General features: G+C 36.1%; 12 protein-coding genes and 1 pseudogene. All 13 read right to left on the bottom strand.

The window, feature by feature from the left end; genetic code table 11:
• Positions 1-36: 36 nt before the first annotated feature.
• Entirely contained in the window at positions 37-870 is an 834-nt protein-coding gene (locus tag RL70_RS00865; RefSeq protein ID WP_039041565.1) for a tyrosine-type recombinase/integrase, read from the bottom strand.
• 16 nt (positions 871-886) lie between these two features.
• Complete coding sequence (locus RL70_RS17165) at positions 887-2794, bottom strand: tyrosine-type recombinase/integrase (protein WP_052245708.1); 1908 nt, start codon at positions 2792-2794, stop codon at positions 887-889.
• Between the two features lie 18 nt (positions 2795-2812).
• Entirely contained in the window at positions 2813-3646 is an 834-nt protein-coding gene (gene xerA / locus RL70_RS00875) for a site-specific tyrosine recombinase/integron integrase (protein ID WP_039041554.1), read from the bottom strand.
• A gap of 5 nt (positions 3647-3651) precedes the next feature.
• Entirely contained in the window at positions 3652-4545 is an 894-nt protein-coding gene (locus tag RL70_RS00880) for a tyrosine-type recombinase/integrase (RefSeq protein ID WP_039041555.1), read from the bottom strand.
• Between the two features lie 753 nt (positions 4546-5298).
• Complete coding sequence (locus tag RL70_RS00885) at positions 5299-6435, bottom strand: pectate lyase-like adhesive domain-containing protein (protein WP_039041556.1); 1137 nt, start codon at positions 6433-6435, stop codon at positions 5299-5301.
• Between the two features lie 1009 nt (positions 6436-7444).
• Positions 7445-9502, bottom strand: coding sequence for a hypothetical protein (locus RL70_RS00890; protein ID WP_039041557.1), 2058 nt, complete (start codon positions 9500-9502; stop codon positions 7445-7447).
• 1028 nt (positions 9503-10530) lie between these two features.
• Positions 10531-10776, bottom strand: a complete 246-nt coding sequence (locus RL70_RS17990) for a hypothetical protein (protein WP_039041558.1) — start codon at positions 10774-10776, stop codon at positions 10531-10533.
• Positions 10776-10913: pseudogene (locus RL70_RS18345) on the bottom strand (JAB domain-containing protein); the annotation flags it as partial. The gene RL70_RS17990 and the pseudogene RL70_RS18345, both read right to left, overlap by 1 nt.
• Before the next feature lie 125 nt (positions 10914-11038).
• Positions 11039-11431, bottom strand: a complete 393-nt coding sequence (locus RL70_RS00900) for a hypothetical protein (RefSeq protein ID WP_039041559.1) — start codon at positions 11429-11431, stop codon at positions 11039-11041.
• Positions 11432-11665: 234 nt separating this feature from the next.
• Positions 11666-16564 carry a DNRLRE domain-containing protein gene (locus RL70_RS00905; protein ID WP_039041560.1) on the bottom strand — a complete coding sequence of 1633 codons (4899 nt, stop codon included), beginning with the start codon at positions 16562-16564 and terminating at the stop codon, positions 11666-11668.
• A 642-nt stretch (positions 16565-17206) separates the two neighbouring features.
• The gene (locus RL70_RS00910) at positions 17207-17515 is read right to left on the bottom strand and encodes a hypothetical protein (protein WP_039041561.1); all 309 of its coding nucleotides are present in this window, start codon (positions 17513-17515) and stop codon (positions 17207-17209) included.
• Between the two features lie 1188 nt (positions 17516-18703).
• Entirely contained in the window at positions 18704-19132 is a 429-nt protein-coding gene (locus tag RL70_RS00915; protein WP_039041562.1) for a hypothetical protein, read from the bottom strand.
• A gap of 1777 nt (positions 19133-20909) precedes the next feature.
• Positions 20910-24662 carry an RHS repeat-associated core domain-containing protein gene (locus RL70_RS00925; RefSeq protein ID WP_039041564.1) on the bottom strand — a complete coding sequence of 1251 codons (3753 nt, stop codon included), beginning with the start codon at positions 24660-24662 and terminating at the stop codon, positions 20910-20912.
• Positions 24663-24671 lie beyond the last annotated feature (9 nt).

Genomic DNA, 24671 nt, shown 5'->3' on the forward strand with positions numbered 1-24671 from the left:
GAACCAGAATGGATGTACCCTGTGTGCATCGCCAGGTTACATCCATTTGTCATACATTTCTTTTCGGGCGTGGTTAAACAATCGTGCGTACAGTTGAGTGGTCGCTGGCCTTTGATGCCCTAGTAACTGTTGAATGGCTTCGCCCGGCATCCCTTTTTGAGCAAGGTGTGCTGCAAACGTATGGCGCAGCATATGCGGATGTACATGAAACCCCAACCGTTCGGAATAGGTCTGGAAGTTCGCATTGATCTTTTGATGGCGTATTCGCTTGGTTGCATCGTGATTAACGAATACATACGGCAATTCATCGGTCCGACTCGCTAAGTATGCTTGAACATACTGAAGGCTCTCCAGGCTGATCAAGACGATTCTCCCTTGATTTCCTTTGCCATCCGGTATATGAATACTTCGATCCGTTTCATTGATGTCTTCTTTTTTCATTGCGACCAGCTCACTCATTCGAATCCCTGTCGAAACAAATATTTCGACGATAGCGCGTTCCAACAAACTATGTTGGACACAGGCGCGGAGTTGCACAAGTTCAAATTTCGATAAATAGATCGGTACTTTGTCAGGAATCTTTGGGTACGGGATCGACTGGACGGGATTCGTGGCAATCCAACCTTCTTCCAAACAATACTTAAAATAGGTTTTGACCCCGATTAACTTCGTGCAGATGGTCGTGGGTGTGTACCCTTGTTCCTCTAACCACATCAACCAGTTTCGAATATCCTTTCGGGTGATCTGTTGAAATGGTATCCTCGTCTGTTCGAAAAGTTGTAGAATGTTACTCTGGTATCCCTGGATTGTGCTAGGTGCCAATCGAAGCTGATAATCTTTTTGGAATTGCTCAAGAGTGTCTATCGACATGATTTCCCCCACTTTCTTAACCCACATATCTTCTGTATAAACGAATTAATTTCCACTTCGGAATCCTCGCATAAATTTTCGTTGTTTCTAAGTTCGCATGCCCAAGTTCATCCGCAATAAAATCAAGTTCAGCACCCTTAGTTAATAACTCGGTCGCAAATGTGTGACGGAAGCGATGCGGATATAAGGAACCCTTAATTCCTGAATCTTCTCCAAGTTGTTTGATGATTTTCCTCATACGGGATATACCGAGCCTCGTTCCTATTCTTGAAACCAATAAGGCAGGATGTTCTTCTTCCTTTACCTCTTCCATCTCCCAATACCGTTCCAATAAAAGTGCACACGTTACAGAAAAATGCACCTCACGAATTTTTCCTCCTTTGCCCAACACGCAAGCGGTTCGAGTGTCTACGTCCACGTCTTTTTTATCCAATAGATGAAGTTCGCCTATGCGACACCCTGAAGATAGAAGAAATTCTATAATAATCCGATTTCGAAGGAGTTCCTTTTCCGCACATTGTCGTACTTTTGCCAGCTCTTCTTTTTCAAGATACCTCGGTATCGGCCTCGGTTCCCGCATATACCATCTCGTCTTAATGGGAACGCACTCCATATAGCCCTCCTCCACACAAAATGTGAAAAAAGCAGCAAGCACCGATAACCGTCCGTTCACCGTTGTCGCTTGGACAACCTTTTGTTGTTGGATGACCCATTGTAAGACTTCATCAAACGATATCGTTGAAAATTCTTCCTCTTTCTGTACAAAGTAGACTTCTAACGTGCGCTTGTAGAGAATAATCGTCAGTTGACTCATATTCGAGATTTTCATGGACTGTAAGTACTCATTCACGACTTCCTTGTTGGTTGGGTTATTAAAAGTCTTATCTGTCACCCAGTACTTTTTTGACGCATTTTTTTCCACCCAGAAGTAATGAATGGGCGATTTCGCCATATACTCTTTACGGACACAAAAGAAATAAAATGAACGCAGCACCTGCTTGTAGTTGTTGATGGTTCGAATACTCCAGTCTGGATCTTGCAGGGAAAACCACTCATCAATCTGCTTCCGATCCACTTGTGAAAAATGGACAGGATTCGTACCAAAAAATCGGTGCAGCACAATCCCATATTCAACAATCGTTTTTTTCGTTCGCCTCTTATTCTTCAAATACAATAAAAACGCATTGACCACGTCCTTGTTCTCCTTAACCGAGAACCGTCCTTTAAGTTCCCAGTAGAGATCGGTGGCTTCGGCAAACTTCCTTTTATTACGTAGCGGTGTGTCTTCCAGAATTTCATTCTCCCAACAATACTCATAAAGAGACCGCAATGTACTCCACATCCCATTCCTCGCCGATTCGCTGCGTTGTTGATGCGTATCTATCACCCGTTGTTCAATTTCTTCCCGTGTTAGCTGACGAAGTGATTGATCGATTTCCTTGAAAATTCGTTGTAAATAAGTTCGCATCGACACAATCGTATGCTCGGATCTTCCTAACGTTTTCATATGAAGCAAGAACTGATTCACGATTAGTTGATTGTCTGGATTCGAAAGCGTGCTTTTCAATTCCCAGTACCGCTCTTTACTAGATATGACCTGCAAATTCACATCGAGCGGAAAGGTGTCTAGATGCTCTTCCTGAACACAAAAATTATAGAAGGCACGTAGTGCTTTTAGATAATCGTTCACCGTCCGTTCTTGTTTTTGCGTTCTTTGTTGAGTAAGCCACACCTCAATCTCTTCTCCAGTAATCGACTTATACGAAACCGTGTGGACTAAGAAAAAGGATTGTAAAGCTGCCCGGTAGCGCCTCAAAGTTTCTTGACTTTTATTCTTATCTCTTAGACTATTTAAAAATAAATTGAGTACAATGTGGTTGTCTTCCAACAGCCCCTTACAATTCACCTCCCAATGTTCTGCCATATCTACACCTCCTATGCCTTACTGTTGGTATTGATCATACTTTTTCTTCCGTTCAGGATTCATCAAACGCGTATAGATTCTAGTACTATTGATATTCGAATGCCCCAGTAATTCTTGAATATACGTAAAATCCATTCCCTTTTCCGCTAAGTTTGCTGCAAATGTATGTCGCAATGTGTGTGGACTCACTTTGAAACCAAGGGTTTCCGAGTACTCGCGAAACTTCGTTTGAACCAAGTCACGACTGATGGATTGTCCTCTTTTATTCGAAAATAGGTAGTCCCCCTCATACTTCCTCGACTCGAGATACCGTTCCAGTCGCTCTGCACAAGCATGACTAAAGAGGACAACCCGACCTTTATTTCCTTTTCCTTTTCGGATCGTTATCTGTCGCGTTTCCCATTTGATATCTTCCAGTTTAATATTCAGTAATTCAGTTACCCGTACCCCCGTGGCATACAGTGTTTCGATAATAGCCCGATCTCTTAGATCGTCCTTTGTGTGCTCCTGCAGCGTCGCCAATTGTCGCTTCGATAAGTAATATGGAAGGGAATCCACCTTTTTAGGTGTAACGACTTTCAAAGTCGGATTCTTATTGATTTTGTTTTCTTCCATACAATAGCGATAGAGGGATTTCAATGCGACGAGCTTGAGTTGGATACTACGTGGTTGAAGTCCATCATTCGTCATGACTTCTAACCAGTTCCGGATATCTCTCGCTTTTACATCTTCCACGCTTTTTCCGCACACGGTGAAGAATTGAGAGAGCGCTAACTTGTACGCACGAACGGTCTCTGGACTAAATTGATTATGGTTATCTAGAAAGAATTGTTTAATGACTTCTTGATTCATGTTTTTCACCCCATAATATTTTGATAGGTTAACAGCATTTCTTCCGTTGGGATTTGCGCATAAATTCGTGTGGTGTTGAGGTCTGCATGGCCCAATACGTCCGCGATGAACTGTAGATCGGCTCCTCTTGCCAACATATTGGTCGCAAACGTATGGCGACACATATGCGGATGAAAGGATTGAACGAGTCCTGCTTCACCGCCCACTTTTTTTAATACTTTTCGAATCCCCTGCACCTGAAGACCATCGCCAAACTTATTCATGAATAAGGGATCGGTTGGTTTTGCTGAACGCTTATCCAAGTAGGCTTGAACGACAAGTCCACATTCTTCAGAAAAGTAAATTTGCCGGATTTTTCGTCCTTTCCCTGTGACGTCCACTTTTCGTTTGTCAAAATCAATATCCTGGACGTGTAAACTAGCTACTTCCGATACACGACAGCCCGTTGAAAAGAGAAACAACAGCAAGGCTCGATTTCGAATCGGTAACTGTTCAGCACTCACTTTCACACGGGCATATTCAAATTCATCCAAGTACTTTGGCAAGGAGTGCGGAATTTTGGGGCGCCATCGTTTTTTCACGACCGTTTTCTCCATATACTCTTCTTCTAAGCAAAAGCTAAAAAATGAAGAGACAGCGGATAGATACAAATCAACCGTGCGCGCTTTCTTTCCTTCCGAAATGGTCGTCAACCACACTAACACATCGTCACTCGTAATCTCTTCTAGCGGGAGGTTACACTCCTTAAAAAATGCTTCGATAATCCTGCGATACTTCTCAATGGTTGCTTCCGCTTTATCTGCCAACTTCAGGCTGAGTAAATACTCATTTAATGCCTGTCGGGTTTCTTCTAGTAAATGGCCAGCGGTACTTTCCCAATAGATTTTCGGTTCACTCAGTTTGGTTCACCTCTTTTCATCTCTCAATCTCCGTTACTACCAATATGACCCGTTATCGTGGTATTTATACTAACGTGAGTTTTATTAAACGATTTATTTATGAGGAATGCTTTTTACAGTGGATGATTGCTTTTATTGAGGTTTTCAAGAAGCTATAAGAGGCTATTTGCAAGGGGTAGCTTTCCTTGTATGACAGTTCTCTCGCAAGAACCACTAGCTTTTTCATTTCGTTGAATAAACTAGTATGAAATTCTGTTCAACTAACGGCCGGCGGATCACATTCAACAGTGAAGCAAGAACAGCAAAAAGCCCTCTGGCCAACTGATTGGTTAAAGGGCTCCTGGTTTTGAATGTAGATACGAAGGGGGTACAAACTCCATGGACACTCGTGTTAGTAGGCCCTCAGTAAAATGTATAAAACACCGTATATTATGTCTGTTTTTCGGCAAAAAAAATAAACCGCCTCTGAGCCTGCAAACATAAGAGTGGTTTATTCTCACCATTTGTGCGAATTGCCTTTAAAACGGATGCTATCTACTGACTAAACCCAGTGTGCCTAATCCACTCAGTTTAAAATGCATCCAATAATACTGTTAGTATAACATGTAGGAGTATCCCTGTCATGATCCACATAGTTAACCATCTATTCTATAATCTCGGTCTGTAAGCTCATAAATTATAGCTGATATGTAATTTTGAAATAGAAAAGCCTCTCACCGATTGCTCGATAAGAGGGCTTTTTCTCTAATTCACTTATTTAGTATGAATATTTTGAGTTGCAGCGTTTTCTGCATTAGCAAGAATACGGTCACTTCCCAATTTGTAAATACCATATGATGTATACCCAGTTACAGGCAATTTCACTGTAACATCGCTTGAATCTTCCCAAGCTACTGGATTAACATCAGCTTTCACAACTTTCGTTTCGTCATTATAGATACTAATCTTAGCACCCTCGTAAGCAACTGTTGCTTTAGTTAAGTCAACTATTGAGCCATTTTTAACTCCAATTCCGCCCCAAACATTATTAATAAGTGTGATTGTACCTTCTACTGTAAGAATTTCTTTTTTTCCTGTATTCTGAGAATCACCAACATAAATTGCCGCTTGTTTAGAACCTTCAATTGTTACATCTACTAATTTAGCGTCTGCACCAACACCCATAACTTCTACTAAGTTATCTTTGAATCCAGCTGCCGCTTTTACTGTTAGATTTTTAACAGTAGCAGTTTTTGAAATATACAAACCTTCACCAGTGTTTTTTCCATCGGCAGTACTTGTAAATGTTAAGACATTACCATTACCATCTAGATTGATATTTCTGTTAAGGTGGACAGGTTTTGAGCTTTCAAAACTTGCACCTAATTTAATTTCTGTGAAATTTTCATTAGCAATTGCCATATTTAAAGCTTCAACTGATGATACAGTAGCAACTCCAGCGTCACTTTTAACAACAGTTCCAGTAGAACCCGTAATAGTGCCACCTTCTACTACGACAGGTGCTTCAGTTGCATCAAGAGCAGTAATTGTACCTGCCAAAGTAATTGTCGTTGGCTTAGATACAGTTACTTTTGCAAAATTACCTTCAAGCTTAATAGTTCCTGCCACAGCTTGGTTGATATTTAAACCAGCTGTTAAAGTACCATTATTGACGATACGAGCACTAGTATCAGTTACTGTTACTAGACCAGTAAGTGTACCATTATTCGTGAATGTTGAATTAGCAACGTCTGTTATAGTTGTAGAACCTGTAACAGCTGCATTGTTCACAAAGCTTGCATTAGGTGTATTAACTGTTAGATTTCCTGATAAAGTACCAGAACCTAATGTTATCGTACCCGCTGCCGTTGTATTATATGTTATATTTCCTGTTAGTGTCTTTCCATTCAAATCTAAGTCTACTTTTCTTGCGATAGTTGGACTAGAAGTGATATTTGCACCTAAGATAACTTTTGTAATTGATGAATTTCCGATAGCATTTAGGAAATCTGCTGAACTGTTAACAACTACTACTCCGCTATTCCCTTCTTATACTACATTCCTGTAGATTTCGATTAGGGCCTACACCGGACAAGCGGCTTTCACCGCATACGGCGTGCCATCAACGATAGTATTCATTCCCTGCCAATTCCCTTGGTTTTTTGCAAGACTAAAGAATCCGTTAAAATAGACCTATGAATTTGACAAATAGATGGACCAATCACTTATTTATGATTGGTCCTACTATTCTATTGGAGAGCTGTATTTTTAGGGAAATAAGCTTTCGAATACGTACCACTGACTAGGTTCCTTCGCTCCTGCTGATTTTATCCTCCTCATAGGTTACCCTACAAGTACAAACGGCCAACAATCCACACTACTATGAACCTGCTGCCATCTTCATGAGATCTTGGGTACTGACTTACCTAGCTCACAAAGACTTCAAACGTTCCGTTACGTCCATCCCTTGTTTTGACAACCTTAGATCTCCACTATCCAGGAGAGAGAAAGAACAGGTTAACAGTCAATTCCACTGATCTCCATTCCATCATTTCAAATGGAAGGATGAGTGTCGAATCCCTAGCTTAATTTCGCGACACTCACTACCTCACCCTGCCTACATGGATTCGTCTACCTGACCCTAGTTGTCTTTTAAGGAGCCCCGCCTCGGCACTACCGAGTACGACTTTACCTGACTTAAGCCCTTTTGCGTACGTACTCAGCGCATCATTGGATCCAGGAGGATTAGGCACTTGCATTAAGACTGTTTAGCAAGAATCGGAATTACACCGAATAATTGGAATGTAACAGTTAGAATAAAGCCTCATGGGAGGAAGCTATTTAAAGCACCAACCATGAGGCATCTTCCACTAATTTCACTAGCTAACTAGCTTATATAGTAACGTTTCGTTTATTTTTATTAAGGGATCAATGTTACCTTAACTTCTTTAGTCGCGTTACCTACTTTAACTTTTACAGTTAATTTAGCTTCGTTAACTCCAGCTTTAAGTGTAGGTGTTGCAGTTGCAGTACCATTGTTAGCAATCGATACTTCGCTTGCCTTTTCAGGTACGATTGTTACTGTTGCCGCAGTTGTATTAGCAGCTACAGTTTTATTACCATATTGATCTGTAGTTGCGAAAGTAACTACTGCTGGTACTGTACCAGCTTTTAAGTCTACCGAAGCTACTGCAGAACCTGATTTTAATGTCGCTTCAGTAATACCTGTCACGCCATCATGATTAGTTCCACCAGTTGCTGCTGTTGTGAAGAAGAAGTCTTCTACCTTTTTATTTTTAGCTGATACTGTGAACTTTTGTTCAAGTACTTCACCTGTAGCGTTTATTGTTACTTTCAAAGTAAACTCAGTATCAACTGGGTTACCACCAGGAAGTCCATCATCAGTATCCAAGTTAGCTTCAGCTACTGTAACTTTACCACCACTCACAGTCGCAGTACCATCTCCACCAGAGATTGTAGCTGTGTAATCAGCAGTATTACCTTGAACTAATGCAACTTTACCACCGTTTAGTAGACCGTTTACTGTGAATGCTTTATCTCCAGCTGCCTCAATGCCTTTAGCTTGAACTTTACCAATTGGTGCGATTTCATAGCTAGTGAACTCAGTACCGTCTGTTACACGCACTGTACCTTCAGCTGTGCTTGCTGCTACTGGGTTAGTTCCGGCAGCATCTGCAAGAACAAACTTAAGCGTTTCTGAACCGTTTAAAGCACCTGCAGTAACGTCTACGCCAGATCCAGTTTTAATAGTTTGGTTTGCTACCCCACCTACTGGTAAAGTGACAACCATTGCTCCAGCATCTGCTTTTTCAATCAAGATACCTTTGCCTGTTCCTAGATAAGCTGTAACAGCCGCAGCTCCCATTTCACGACCGTATTGATCTTCAATGATTAGGTCAGTAGCTGTAAGTGTTTTAGCTTTCCCAGCAGCTAAAGCTAATGGGTTTTTAAGTCCTCGAACTGTAGTTGCAACTGCAGCTTTTTCAACTTTAATAGTAGAAGTAGCTACTTTAAATGTTGAAGACTGAGCAACTAGTGGGAACACACCGTTTGTTGTATTTTCGGATTTAAGAACTTTAATGTAAACATTACCGTCTTCTGCCTTCACAAATGTCGGTGCTGTTCCGCCAGCGTTAAATGTTACTTTAACACCTTTATCTGCGCTATTTAATACTTTAAGATCTGTGACTGCTTTTCCAGCTTTATCAAGAACAGATACTGGAACTAGAATGTCTTCTCCAGCAACAGCAAGTGCTGGTGCAGAAAGAGTAACAATATCAGTGCGTGTAGTTTCAGCTACTTGAATTTTATAAGATACGTTCTTACCTGTAGTTGTTGAAATTAAAGTAATTTGGTTTTCGCCAGCTTTAATTCCAGCACTTGGTGCTTGAATTTCTAGTGCAAGATGTTTTTTACCATCAATTGTCACTGTTTCAAAGTCCGCAACAGCTCCAGTACCCTTTGTAGTAACAATAGTTGGATTTGATTCTGATTTAATCAATCCAGCTTTAGCAACATCTTTATCAGAAATCGCATTACCGTATTGATCTTTTACATCTACTAATAGATAGAACTTATCTGTTGTAAGGTTTGTTCCTTCATTTAATTCTTTAGCATCTTTGTTGTAGACGCCAGTTACTGCTACTTCAGAAACTGCTGCAGCTGCTGATAATGTTAATGTCTTAGTTGCAGACTTAGCGCTCTCCGCGTGTACAAGTGCAATCGCAACCTTGTCTCCAACTTTAGAGCTGCCACCATAAATTGTAGCTAGGTCGATTTCAACAACGCCTAGAGCAGGTTTAGCAACAATATTAGTGTTGTTAGTTGTTAAAGAAGTTGTCTTTGTAATATCTTCACCATATTGGTTTTTAACTTGGTAACCAACAGTAGCTTTTGTAGGAGTTCCTGTATTGTCGACTACAGCTGTTTCAGACAAGATTTCGATAGAATCTACCACTTCATCTTGAACTGTTACTGAAGCAGAAAGCTTCTCGTCAGAAAGACCAGTAACGTTTACAGTGTACTCACCTTTTGTAAGCTTTGTAGAAAGCTCAAGTGTTGCAGACTTGCCGTCAGCAGCCCAAGTTGCTTTAGAAACGTTTTGCTTAATCGTAGATTTAACAACTTCAAGGTTCGCTTTAGTTGTATCTACAGCTTGGTTGAATGTAACTGTAAGAGTTTTAGCGTTAGTCGCCTTTTCCGTTCGTTCCGTCCTTTACAAAAACGCTCCAATCCCTTATGTAACAAGGTATTGGAGCGTTTGATGTTTTTTCGAAATTCACGTTAAAGTAGGTCTTCGCGATCAGCTCGGGCATAGTACGATAGAAACCACAGTACTCTATACCAACCTTTCGCAGGATGAACAACGAGAGGTGTTAAGGAAAATGGATAAAGAACCCGAAGAGAGAACTAAAAGTAAATAGGTTTTAAATCCCACTTCTATTAGTAGGTGAATCCGAAAAACGGGATGAAAATTGAAAGATCTAGGAATGTCTCGTAACGTCGATGATTAGGATGAATTCTGATCCATAGGAGTGAAGACGTGGACTGAATATTGATACCGGTACTCCTAAGGAAGTAGTTGTGGAAGATGATGGTATCATCATTCGTAAATGACTGCATGTTGACAGAAGAGATTTCAATTGAAAATAAAAAATACTCGCGGGCGGGAATCATTCTTAGACTAACATGAGCGAAAGATGATTAGAAATCCTTAAAGCGAAACAGAGATCTACTCCTATCCTCTTCTAGGAGTTATCCATTTATGGTATCCATAATAAACACAACTATACCCCATAGCATTGCCCGTATTGGCAGAAGATGATATGGGGTATATGCATGTTCGAATTTAATAGAAAGGTACTGTGACCTCTGCAGCACCCGATAGTTGGAGAAGAAACCTAACAATTATCCACATAAAAAGGACCACCTCAGCAATCCTTTCTTTTATCAATCATTAAAGCCTTTGATTATGTGCATGGTCAATTATAATTCGTCATACTTTAAAATTTCCACATCTTCCGGAATCAAATGCGTGTATGTTTTTAAATAATATTCACCCAGTGTTTGTTGACGCTTTACACTACAATTGTCCTTGTGATACACCTGAGTTATACCAAACGAAATACGAAAATAATTCCACTGCAACGTCTTCCAATTGGTCGCAACATTAAAATTCATCTCTGAGGATCGTAGAAACCATTCCATTTCTCTTGAAATCTGATTAGTCATCATATGCACTCCTTGTCTTTCAAAGAGACCACCTCGTCTTCTCCTCCGACGAGGTGGTCTAGCACATCAATTCCAATGCTGTCTCCTGCTTCTTTCAACCGTTTCGGGACGTCTATGTTTTCCGGACTTGGGGTAGGATTGCTGAAAGGATACTTGTCAGTATTTCTGACTCAACACCAAAATTAATGTGACCAATTTTCGACAAAAACAAACCTACTCCTAATTAAGAGTAGGTTTGTTGCAAGTTAATTTATCTTAAAAATTAGCCATACATTTCACTTTTTCTTGTTAAAAGAATTTGAATATCCTCCGAGTTTTGTTCACTTAATCCATCAAAATGTGTTTTAGAGAATATCAACTCATTGTAACCCCAAATGGCAGATATAGCCTCCTCATTATCTCCATAAAAATCAAAGTACCACTGTTTAGGTACATTTTTATCAATAACTTCAAATAGTTCTGAGGGATACCAATAAGCCATATCATAATCATCATATAGTAAATATCTCAGTCCATTTTCATAAAGTACTATCCCACAAACATTATATATTTTGCCAACTTCTATCTCATTATAAGTTGTTTTTAATCTAACACCCTCTTCTACTTTTTCAGGGCTAAACATATACCCTTCAATAGATATGCATTTAACTTTCATATACAATACCTCTTTCTATAAGTGTCGATGTATCCGTAAAAGGATTCAAATCTTAGTCAAGATTAATCAATTTGCTGCGCAAACACTCGTCATTGGAATAGATATCGCGAAACACACCCACCACGCCTAAATGGTGGGTGAATGGGAAGCTTCTGAAGAAGTCACTCCTATTATGTTTAGCGATTTGACACTCGGCTCGATACCAAGAGAGCTTTTTTCTTTTCCAGATGAATTCTACTTAAACTTAAAGTCATCAAATTTCCCTGTTTTTATATTGTAATTAAAGTGAATATTTATAGTTCCTTTTTTCCCTGTTTTTATAGTCCTTTGCATTTTGACCCATCCCTCAGAACCTGGCCATCTCTTATCATTCATCTTTTTCTTACCAACGACTTCTTTTGCGCCTTTTAAAGGATTTGAGAGTATTTCTTTCATTGCTAACTGTTCTTCTAGGTTGTTAGGAGTGGTCCTTCCAGTTGAACCTCTACCTAATGATTTCTTTTTCATTTGGTTTTTTAAAGCTTTCGTTGCATCTTTCATAGATTTTTTTAGCAGTGACTTTGCAACCTTCTTTACTACTTGTCTACCACCTACATAAATAAGAACGATAATGAGAGGATTTTCACCGTCAGAATCCGACAACATCACTGGGTTATTATCTGCATAGTTGTATCCATTTAATGTAACCGGGTTTTGGAGATCTCCCTGTACAGGGTCTCGAGACAAAAACGAACCTGTATCCGAATTATAGTATCTGGCCACCAAATAATAGAGATTTGTACCTTCATCAAAACGATATCCTGAATAACGATAAGGATTTATGGTAGCCATAATCCCGTTTTGTGATAGAATATTCCCCCAAGCATCATACGTATAAGACGCGACGACAGCTCCACTTTTATCAGTCAAGGCTATAACATCACCATGTTGATTGAAAAGATAATAATAGGTTTGACCTTTGTAACTCATTGTTAGAGGGTTTCCATTATCATCATACATATATTCTCTTAATAATTGATTATTTCCATCTGTTTCATAAAGGACCTTATCACCATCATAAATATAATAAATTTGGCCATCTGCAGTATTACTGCTAATTCTTTTTCCTTCTTCGTCATATGTGTAAGTTGCAATTGTTTTTCCACTTAAATCTTTAATCTCTTCTAATTCATTAAAATTGTTAAACCGATAAGATCTTTTACCATCCCATTTCAGATTACCAATCTCGTCATATTGATACTCTTGGTCTTCTGCTTTTATAATCTGATTATCAGCATTGTAATTATAAACAACTGTTGTGGTAGTACCATTTTTCGTTGTTTGTTTTGTCTCTCTATTTCCTGCTTTATCATACTTATAAGATATTACTGTTCCATTGGTTAGTTGCTCCGATATAAGTTGATTTTGCTCATCGTAATCATAAATAGTGGTACCTGCATTGGAGTGAATTTTTTTTATTGAATGAATTTCATCATACTCGTATATATAAGTATCTACGGTATTTCCATCGTTATTTTTAATAGTGTAATTTATTAAACGATTACGGTCATAACCCATAGAAATAGAGCTACCGTTAGGGTACGAAATCATTTTAGGGGATCCGTCCTGGTTATATTGAAAAGAAGCCGCTGTAGAATTATTTCTTTTCAATTCCTTCGTTCTATAAACATCATCTGGAATAAATTCAAGTGTCGTTGAAGGATTTGACCCAACAGTATACTTTAACTGAGAGTTGTATTCATCCCCAAGATAACTGTATTCTAACAAGTTATTTCCTTCTTGAATAGATTTAATCGAATCATTATCGTAATATAAAAATTGTTTTGATATTGTAGTTCCTCGATAAATAGAAGAAAGTCGATCTCCCTCATATGAGTATTTCCAACTTGGAATCCCATTAGAATATATATTAGTTATTCGATTTAGGTTATCGTATGAACTTCTGATTATTTGGTTATTTGGCAGAATTACTTCTATTAGGTTGCTGTTTGCATCATATTTGTAATTTGTTATTTTATTAATGGAATTAGTTTCTTTTGTAAGCAAATTCTGGCCGTTATACTCATACTTAGTTACAAAATTCTTTGCATTAATTATATTTCTGATATTTCCATTACTATCATATTGATAACCCGTTTCCCCAAACATTGGATCAATGACTTTTTCTATTTCGCCTCTTAAATTATAGGAATAAGAAAAAGGTTCTTTTGGTCCGTTTTTTGTCTGCAGTAAGTTTCCTTTTAAATCTGTTTTAAGAATTGAAGTACTTCCAAAATCATCCGTACTTTTCGTTGTTTTTATCGAACTAACGTAGTCAATTAATATTGTATCCTTTGTTCCGTTCGGATAAATCACTGATTCTAAATCACCGTATACATTATAGTTATATGTAGTTATGAGTCTGCCATTATCAGCGATAGCATCTGTGATTTCAAGGGTTTTCAAATCTCCGTTTTTGTAATATGTGCGAGTGATAGTCTTATTGTTTGAGTCAATTTCAACTTCAATATTATTGTATGTTGTATACTTGAATCTTTGAATATTTCCTTCTGGATCTGTTGTAGATAACAAGTTTCCGTTAGTATCGTATGTGTTTTTAGTCAATAACCCAGCTTTTTTTTCTGTGAGAACATCGTAATTGGCATTTAATGTATATATAGTTTCTAATCCAGCATCGTCTACTTTACGTTCTACCACATAGTTGTCATTGGTATAATAAGTAGTCTGATAACCGTTTGGGTCTTTTACTTTAGCTATCTTATTTTTTGTATCTAATGAATACTCTGTTCCTGGTCTGTCAAGAGGGTCTTTTACACCGTTAATCTCTTGTGGCTCCTGGACTTTCACTAAGAAACCATTTTCGTAGTTATAATCAGTTCTCCGTCCATTTGGGTCAATAACTGCGGATATCATCCCGTCTTCATACTCGAAACTGCTTTTAATTGATGTACCTGTAGTAATGTCTTTTAACTCATCTACGTTCTTAACGGTTCCATCGGAATTATACATATACGTAAATTTGATTCCTTCATAGGTAGCAGTTTCTATATATCCGTCAGAATTATATGTGAATCGTAAGAGCTTATTCAAATTATTTCCTAAATCTGTACTAATAGTTATCAAGCGATTACTGGAATCATATCCATAATTAATTTTATTTCCATGCCGATCTATTTGATTTTCAATATAAGCTATTTTTACAACTGTATCCTGATTTGATTCGCGAATTTTAAAAAAAGTTTCTATTCCATCTGTGTCTTTTAATGTATAGAAGTCTGTTCCTGTCTTTTTAATGGACTCATATCTTCCAGGTCCTGAATAATAGGTTGCTGTAGGTCCATCATAATTAAATTCGTGGTCTGTTCCATCTTCATCTTGGTAATTAATAATATTTGCAGTTCCTTTAATGTTTAAGAACAATTTTTCATTACCGGTAAAAGTCCAACCTCGACCCATTACAGATTGTTCAGATGATTTGCTGTTATACGTTCTCGCAAAAGAAAAATTGAATTCTCCACGTCCCATGATAGAAAAATCATTATATTGAATGATATTATTTCCAGTGGTTAAATTTGAATAGCTCGTCCCTCCGATGAGAGGATAGGAGGTATAAGGCCAATATTCTTCTAGCCCTAAACGTGCGTTTGTACGATAAGTAATCACTAATAATGGTTTATACTTTTGATTAACAGTATTTTCACTGGCCACGAATTTCTTGTAGATATTTGTGGCTTCATTATCACTTTTCAACAGGAAACCAAAGTTTGTTTCAGGTTTATTCTTCCACTCTTGAATAATATGAATTGGAAAATCCCACTTTTTCATTTCGTTATCTAGGCTGCTTGGGGACGTCAAGTTTCTAACAGTAGATAACTTGTTGCTTGTTACATAGTCCCCGCCTTTGTTTGTCCAAGCAGTAGAGGGAATAGTTTTAGAATACGTCCATGATGCTTGATTCTCTTCCCAATCTGTCGTTAACTTAAAAAGGCTTATATCGATAGGAGCGCTGTTATTTGTGGATGAAAACCAAAGATTCAAGCTCGACGACAAAATGGTGGTAGATTTTGGAATGCTTGATAAGTCAAATTTTAAAAGCGAACGTAAGGTATTATTACTGGATGTCCCTCCACCCAGTTCTAGATCATTTCCTCCTGTTTGTGTCGAGAATCCACTTCGTAAATTAGTATCTTCTACATAAGGTGTGGATTGAAGTCTTACAATAGTCGGATCAATAGTAATAGGGTATGACCGATTAGGTTCCTCTAGCCACTCCTTGTTAGGTATTAAGTAGAGAAACAATTCATTATTAATTATTTCATGTTTTAATTCTACATTATAGGAAATAGATTCTTCTGGAATGGATTCAATCTCTGTAGCTTCTTTAAATTCTTTAGGAATATAAGAATCATACATGTATGGTGCTTCAAAATAATAAAGTTGCTCATTGGTATCCTTAGAATAGAGATATAAAGTGTCACCGACTTCTTTGACAACCATTCCTTCTAAGTTCATTTTATAAGTGAATCTTTCGGGGAAACCTTTTTGTGGCTTCTCATTATAGATAATATCTTCCTTGATACGGTCTGCCCCTACTGTGTATTTAATATCAATATTTTTATACACGTCTGGATAAGTAATAGAATCTTCCGCAACTATTCCTTTAACAGAAGCAGGTTCTTCTTTTGTATGTTCCAATGGCTCAAGTTGGAGTTCTGCTAAATGTTGCTCTTCCTTAATTTGAATATAAGGAGTATCGGGGGTTTGTTTTTGATCAAATTCAACTGTAAACGCATTGGCTTTATTTTGATAAACATTTTTTGAGGAATCAGTTACTAACTCGTTATTGATTTCTTCCCATTCATTTTTTCCGTTTTTGAAGTGAAGTGGAATTTGAGAGATTTGTGCAGTATAAGTGCCATCAGCATTCAAGAATGTTTTAGAGTTTTCTGTCCTTTTTTCTATTACTTCCTTCTTGCTTTGTTTATCTTTTAATTTTGTTTGATAATTGTCTTCTGAATTTGTTTCTCCATAAGCAAAAGCAAACTCTGAAAAAGGAGCATAAGACATAAGCATAGCCAAAACTATAAGACTAGAAAGCCACTTATGACCTCGTTTTTTTAATTTTTTTCTCATAATATTTTTTCCTTCCTAATTTATACTTAGTATTTTATTAATCAAATTTAATTGTACCAACTCCTCTATTTTTCGAGCTTCCCTAAACTTCAAATGCATTCTAGTGATGATTTATTACTTATAAGATCACTATTTTTTCAGTAGAATCGTACTATGTCACATTATTGATATTTAGTAAGACAATTTTTTAAATAGATAAAATATTGTTTCCACCTTTTCAGATGTCCAAATTAATACAAAAATAACGGTATATTCTAATTTCCGTTTTGGGGCTACAGATTGGCATAGATAAAAACATTGCTACAATTCCTAAAAGTTCTCCTCCCTTTATCTAACTTTGATAGTATAAAATGTTTTACATACTATAAGAATGGGTAAATATAATCGTTTTTGTCTATTTCATCAAGAGATCCTCAGCAATTACTGTTGCTAGTAAGCCTATTTTTTTGCTATACAGTGTTAGCTGGTAAGTTAAAAGTACATAAGTCCATTTAAAATACACAAGCTTGCTAGTCTTAGATTATGTTTTTTTCTAGGATGTGATATAGCATTCATTATGTCTTCAGTGAAGTTCAAAATATGGGTGTGATGTATGTTATTTTCCCCTCTGGCCAAATAAAAAAAGAGTAGCCTTAGCCACTCTTAATAATCCGATTCTCTATAAATATCATTTGCCTTGTCAACGCCACCTTTTTGTTGTTGAATGAACCATTGCAAGATTTCATCAAACGAAATCGTTGAAAAGTCTTCCTCTTTTCGTACAAAATACGTTTCTAGCGTGTGTTTATAATGAAGGATCGTCAGTTCACTCATATCCGAAATTTCCATAGACTGGAAGTACTCATTCACGACTTCCTTGTTGGTTGGTTTACTAAAAGTCTTATCCATCACCCAGTACTTTTTTGACGCATTTTTCTCAACCCAGAATAAGTCGATGGGCGGTTTCGCCATATACTCCTTCCGGACACAAAAGAAAGAAAATGAACGTAACACCTGCTTGTAGTTGTTGATGGTTCGAATGCTCCTATAGGGATCTTGCAGGGAAAAGCATTCGTCAATCTGCTTTCGATCTACTTGTGTAAAATTGACAGGATTCGCCTCAAAATAACGGTGTAGGAAAATTCCATATTCTTCAATCGTTTTTTTCGTTCGCTTCCTAATTCTTCAGATACAATAAAAAATTATTGATTACGTCCTTGTTCTCCTCAACAGAAAACCGTCCTTTCACTTCCCAGTATAGTATAGTAGTAGCGTTAGTCGCCTTTTCCGTTCGTTATGCTAACCACAAAAAACGCTCCAATCCCTTAAGTATCAAGGGATTGGAGCGTTTTTCGATTTCTTAAAAATCACGTTAAAGTAGGTCTTCGTGATCAGCTCGGGCATAGTACGATAGAAACCACAGTGCTCTATACCAACCTTTCGCAGGATGAACAACGAGAGGTATTGAAGAAAATGGATAAAGAACCTGAAGAGAGAAATGAAAGTGAATAGTATTAAAAACCCACTAACATTAGTAGGCGAATCCAAAAAATGGGATAGAAAAATGATACCTCTAGGAATGTCTCGTAACGTCGATGAATTAGGATGAATTGTGTAATCACAAGGGGTGAACACGAGCATTGGGTATTGATGCCGGTACCCATATCCGTTAGTGCCTGCATGTTGACAGAAGAGATTTCAAATTAAAATGAAGAATATTCGGGGTATCATTCTTAGCCTAACAGGAGCGAAATAATGATTAGAAATCCTTAGAAATAGTGAATTACTCCTATCCCCTTCTAGAAGATATACATGTATGGTGTCCATAACCAACAAAATTATACCCCAAAGCATTGTCTGGATTGGCAGACGATGTTTTGGGGTATATTATCATGTTCAAATTTATTAGAAAGCTACTGTAACATCAATTCTAAGCGCATTGGCATTGGCTTTGCCTCTAAAAAACCTTGAATCCCACCATATCCCAAGTTAGTGAAAAATCGTTTAGCTGAATAAAGACTTAACGGAATAAAATTAGAAGTTTTGTTCGTTTTCTGACTCTAATTCAGTTATTGGTTCACAAAGGTAGCAAACGATATATTCTCTTAAAGTAGTTTATTCAAATTTCATTATTTTATTATTATCAGCTGCAAACATAGGCTATTCACTTGTTAATATAAGCTCTCGCGAATTGACATCATAAATTTTATAATCAATTTCAAACTGATGGTCTTTTGTAACTGTCACCTCACAATAATACGGGATTGAATCTCCATAAGCGTCAAGTGCAGGAATATGGTTAAAAGTAAATAAATCACCTGAATCAAGCATTTCGAAGTTTGATTCTTTAAAACGTCCTGAGGAAGTTAATTCGATGGTGCATTCCCCTCTAACAACATCATATTCCTTTAGTAGTATGTATTTTAGACTTGGCAGAGTAATTACTAAAAGGAAAACACCAAATAGAAGGGCGCCAGTGGCCTTGACTACATTTGGTAATGTAAAGTCCTTTTCAACATACATAAAACCAAATATAAATACTGCCATTAGAATTGACAAAGCTCCTATTATCAGCATAATATAAAACATTTTTCACATCCCCATATTGTCTTTTTAATTATATTTACGTATTTTCATTAAAATGGTTCCATCTTAGAGAATCTAGATAGTATATTTTCTACTGTTTAGATTTTCTTTCATTTAACTAACCTGACCGTTATTTCAATAAGAAAAATGAGCTGCAATAGCAACTCGATGATCTTCAACTAAAGCCCTCGATAGTTTGAAAAGTGTAGATGGCGACAAATCATATAAAAGCTGACCCAAGTATAGAAGCTACTGCAAATGTTGTACGTTTTGCTTTTAGTTCCCTAACCACCGCACTTAATATTAAAATGCCTAAGACGAAAAACATATAGGGCATAACCCGCTAATGCAATAACAATAACTGATAAGACAACTCCTAATACTTTCAGCATTTTACTTCTGCAAATCGTATATATTTTTTGTATATCTATATAACTTAGAAGTCTGTTTGTTATTACGGAGGCAAACACTTAGTTACGCTGTACGTGGTCTGTTCAATGCCTAGACGAACATCTTCAGTTGTTACTTTGGTGTTCCAATACCCACGTTCACCGACTTTAATATGCGACGCTTCATCCGCCAAATGCATCGTGACTTTTTTACACCAGTCGTTATGCTTCCGGTTAGGTTATTTAAAATTAGCTGCTACCTTGCAATCTAATATGTCTTGGATCGTCAAAAACAAGTGCCGCTATCAGTCTTCTCTAACGATTGAAAATGATTAAATGCTTGTTTATTTTGGAAAGTACAAATAGCATTTCCCTTTTATATCTTGCCTGTTGCTGTGCCACTCACGATTGTTATTAATAAAACATCCGCATTAATTTGATGCACAGGTAGCGGTAATTTTGAAAAGGAATAATAAATTCTCTTCTGGACCAACAAAGTGAATACGTAGTATTTGTTTAGTGTATGTGTTTAATTATTTTATTTTTGTCTTTTTTATCAAATTTCTAAATAAACAAAAAATTAGTAAACCACTATTTTAAAAGGTTTTTACGTGTTTATCGTTTGATTTAAACTTGTTATAACGGAACCTATTTGCGTCGGATGACATATGCGAAACGTTATGCATCAGTAGATAGTGCTTGTTTGTATACCAAATGTACACCTATTTAATAAATTTAAACTTATTTAATCGAAGTCAAACTACCAATATCAAACTTGAGTACTGTACATTAAAAGAGGAGGCAACCGCCCCCTCTTCTTTTTCTTGTAAAAAAAGATTCTTAATTAAAATCAAAATTTTCACTTTATAAACAAGTTTATTTAGATACGTCTATCATCTTTTCTATAAATAAATTTAAATTTTCTTCATTTGGATATTGATATGAGAATTTTTGCTTACACACTATTATATAATTTTTTTAGTTATCTATATCTTTCAGCTTTTTGAAAGGGTATTGTTTCATAACTTTGATTTCCTATTAGTCAAGGTTTTAATGTAAAAAGCCAGAGAGCAAAAATAATTTGCACTCTGACTTCTTATTTCCAGGTTATTCGAGACATATAGACATATTGTTTTCTATATGAAGAGAATAATTATCTCTTTAATTATAGTTATAACGAATATAACTTGAAGTATTTGTAATAATACTGTCAATATTTTGTAGCCCGTAGTCTTGGCGAATCTTATAAAACCTGTCATTATAATTATTTGTATTACAAAATATATTATTGGATTAAAATGTATAAAGTAAAACAGCGCTAACCAAACGCTAGAGATTAACAACAAAAAATCGAATCCGAAAGTCATATTGTTCATATGCATCCTCATTTATTATTTTCTTTTATTCTGTATATATGTGTAAGTTTTCCCATTTATTTTCTTTTTATATGTGACGAAAAATCTCGATAATCCCTTAACTAATAATTTTCCAAATGAAGTATCCATCCAGGTCATTAATACTGCCTGAACACCTAATACTACAACAGTTCCTATTTTAAACTTTATGCCCATTCTACTTAATCTCTTTTCAGTTTGCACCACAGCCGTTCCAACCATTTTCACTCCTTGAACCCTGTATGATCTTGGAGCTAACTTTAAGGCTTTCATATATCCTCTTACTGCGAATCCAGCAGGGATTAGTATTATTAATGAGTCAATAATATTTGCCAATATATCTGTTCTAATTGCCCATGTTCCATCTGGGTCAACATTCATTACTGGATTATTATTAGAATAATTATAACCATTTAAAGTAATAGGTTCGCTCAAATCCCCTCTCACTGGATCACGCGATAAAAATACACCATTATCAGGATTATAGTATCTTGCCATTAAATAATAAAGTTTTGTACCATCATCATATTGGTATCCTGCGTATCGGTAAGGATTTATCGTTGCCATTGCCCCACTTTGTGAAAGTATATTCCCCCATGCATCATAACTGTACTCGGCCACTACACTACCATTATCATCAACTAAACCAAGAACATCACCTCTATAGTTAGTCAAATAATAATAATCTTTGCCCTGATAAGTCATGGTTAACGGAACATCGTTATCATCATAGGTATATTCTTTTAGGATATTAAATTGAGCATCTCTCTCATAAACAACGTTGTTTCCTTCGTAATAATAATGAGTTTTTCCATTACGATCATTCGTATAATTCCGTCTTCCTTGTTCATCATAGCCATACGTTGCAATGATTGTTGAACCTTCTTTAATTTCTTTAAGTTGGTTTAAATCATCAAATGTATATGTGTACTTTCCATCTGCTATTAAATTCCCATTTAGATCATGCGTATAATCTTGATTTCCTACTTTTGTTAATTGATTAGCAGAATTATATTTGTATTCAGTCATTTCGTTTACGCCTAAGGAAACAATTGTCTTCGCTACCCGATTACCTACAGAATCATATTCATATGATATCAGGGTTCCATCTTCTAATTGTTCACTTTTTAATTGATTCAATGGATCATAATTATAAAGAGTTTCACCCGAATTAGTTACAATTCTCTTTATTTGATTATTAGCATCATATTGATAGGTGAAGTTTTCAAGAACAGTTGAATAATTAGATTTAAGGATTTCTTTATCTAAACGAGTCTTATTATATTCTCTAGTTATAGAGCTATTATGGCTATTGTCAATTGGATCGTTATTAAAATTAGTGGATTCTAAAAAACCATCCGGAGTATAACCAAAATTAACAAATGATGTGCCGTTTTTTTTAATCTCTTTTGTTCTATACACATCATCTGGGATGTAATTTAATGTATTCCATTTTCCAGAAACATTATATTGTATCTCCGAAATATAATTATCTCCAAGATACTTATAATTGGTATAATCAATTCCTTCTCTAATTGATTGTACCAAACCGTTATCGTAATAATCGATAGATTTTAATATAGCATCTCCTTCATATATATCTGTGTGATTATCTTTATAATCATATCGCCATTTCACTTGATCATTAATTAATAGAGCCTGCAATCTTTGTGACTCATCATATTGATTTGTAACATTAGAACCATTTGGCAATAAAGTATTAACCAAATTACCATTACCATCATACTTATATTCTCTTCTTTGATTTATTGCATTTTTTTCAAACTCTAAGAGATTTTTTCCATTATAACCATATTCAGTAGTGTAATTTTTCACATTCCTAACAGATTGTAGGTTACCATTTTTATCATATTGATACTTTGTATCATTTTCATTAGCATCCGTTACTAACTCTAATTCATCTCCTAAGTTATAGGTGAATTTTGTTTTTTGTCTATTCCCATCTGAAAATTCAAGTAGATTTCCGTTGAAATCTCTTTTTGAAGTGCTGATATTGTTATGAGCATCAATTAGCTGTTCAGTTTTTATACCATCAGCATAATAGTTTTCAAACTTTTCTGCGGTATTATCCGGATTCACAACTTTTGACAAATCTCCATTAGCATCATATTCATAGATGGTAGTTAGTTTTTGATTTGCAGCATTATTGTCATCAATTTCAGCCTTTATTACATTTCCTTTTGCATCATACTTATAATTAGTGACCTTTCCATTGGAATCTGTTTCTCTACTTATATTATTGAATGTTGTATAGATATAGCTATTTTTGTTACCTTCAGCATCTACAGTTTCTAGTAAGTTCCCCAAAGAATCATATTTATTCGATTCTTTGACGACTTTATTGTTATTCTTATCATACCCATATCTAAATAATAAATTGTAATTTGCATCTAATGTAACTTCTTCTTTTTCACCTGAAGAATTAATCGATTTCTCTACGACATAATTATCATTTGAATAGTAAGTAGTTGTGTTTTCTTCAGCATCCGTTACAGTTGCTTTTTTTTCAGCTCTATTTAATGTATAGCTCGTTCCTGGACGATCTGCTGAATGGATTTCGTTGTCCGTTTGAGGTTCCTGAACTTTAACTATATCGCCATTTTTATATGTGTAATCTGTTTTTCTAGTGTTTGGATCAATTATTGTTGCAAGTAATTGATCTTTGTACTTAAAAGTAGTCCTTGTTGTTTCACCAATTCTATTTTTTAATACATCTACATATTCTAACAAGTCATTTGCCGTATAAGTGAAAGTTATTACTTTGTCATTATCGTAATTAACTTCGTATAGAAGATCCTTGCTGTCGTACTTTAGTTCAATAAATTTGTTGAGTTCTTTTCCTAAATCAGTTTTAATATATCGCAACTGATTTTTTCCATTATATTCATAATGGACTTTATTATTATTTCTATCAATCTGTGTCTGAATATAAGCAACTTTTACATCAGTATCACTAGAGGTCTCAAGTACTTTAAATATGGTTTGATTTCCATTAGTATCATACATTGTATATATATCAGAACCGGATTTTTTTATTGTCTCATACCTGCCTGCTGGTGGGTTATAAGTGGCAGTGGATCCATTATAAATAAACTCATGATTTGTACCATCTTCATCTTGATAATTTAAAATGTTAGCCGTATTTTTGATGTTTAAATGAATTTTTTCATTCCCAGTAAAACTCCACCCATATCCTAAAGCTGATTTTTCCAAGCTTTTACTATTATATGTTCTTCTAAAAGTTAAGCCAGAATCTGCTCGACCCAGAACAGTAAAATCTTCATATTGAATAACGTTATTACTCGTCGTTAAATTTGTATAACTAGTACCGCCCACTAATGGGTGAGAATCATACAACCAATAATCCTCTAAACCTAAACGAGCATTCGTTTTATATGTTACAGTCAGCATTGGTTTATATTTAGCGGCGATTACTTGCTCACTACTTGCATACTTCTTATAATACCCCAATGTTTCATTCTCGCTTTTTAAAAGCACACCATAATTAAGAGAAGGATAAGTTAACCATTCTTGCACAACATGAATTGGAATATCCCACTTTTTCATATCACTATCGATTGTATTAGGAGCACCAATCCCTGTTACAGTAGATAATTTGTTACTTGTAACATAGTCACCTCCACTAGAAGCCCACGGTGTAGAAGGAATACGTTTTGCATACGTCCATGATGCTTCATCTTCAGCCCATTCTTTTTTTACTTTGTACATGCCAACATC

It is taken from the genome of Sporosarcina sp. ZBG7A (genome assembly GCF_000813425.1).
Lineage (GTDB): Bacteria > Bacillota > Bacilli > Bacillales_A > Planococcaceae > Sporosarcina.

Excerpts from the sequence above, each read along its gene's own strand:
- RL70_RS00865 (WP_039041565.1), bottom strand. The coding sequence starts at position 870 with ATGTCGATAGACACTCTTGAGCAATTCCAAAAAGATTATCAGCTTCGA.
- RL70_RS17165 (WP_052245708.1), bottom strand. The coding sequence starts at position 2,794 with ATGGCAGAACATTGGGAGGTGAATTGTAAGGGGCTGTTGGAAGACAAC.
- xerA (WP_039041554.1), bottom strand. The coding sequence starts at position 3,646 with ATGAATCAAGAAGTCATTAAACAATTCTTTCTAGATAACCATAATCAA.
- RL70_RS17990 (WP_039041558.1), bottom strand. The coding sequence starts at position 10,776 with ATGACTAATCAGATTTCAAGAGAAATGGAATGGTTTCTACGATCCTCA.
- RL70_RS00900 (WP_039041559.1), bottom strand. The coding sequence starts at position 11,431 with ATGAAAGTTAAATGCATATCTATTGAAGGGTATATGTTTAGCCCTGAA.
- RL70_RS00905 (WP_039041560.1), bottom strand. The coding sequence starts at position 16,564 with ATGAGAAAAAAATTAAAAAAACGAGGTCATAAGTGGCTTTCTAGTCTT.
- RL70_RS00910 (WP_039041561.1), bottom strand. The coding sequence starts at position 17,515 with ATGGCGAAACCGCCCATCGACTTATTCTGGGTTGAGAAAAATGCGTCA.
- RL70_RS00915 (WP_039041562.1), bottom strand. The coding sequence starts at position 19,132 with ATGTTTTATATTATGCTGATAATAGGAGCTTTGTCAATTCTAATGGCA.
- RL70_RS00925 (WP_039041564.1), bottom strand. The coding sequence starts at position 24,662 with ATGTACAAAGTAAAAAAAGAATGGGCTGAAGATGAAGCATCATGGACG.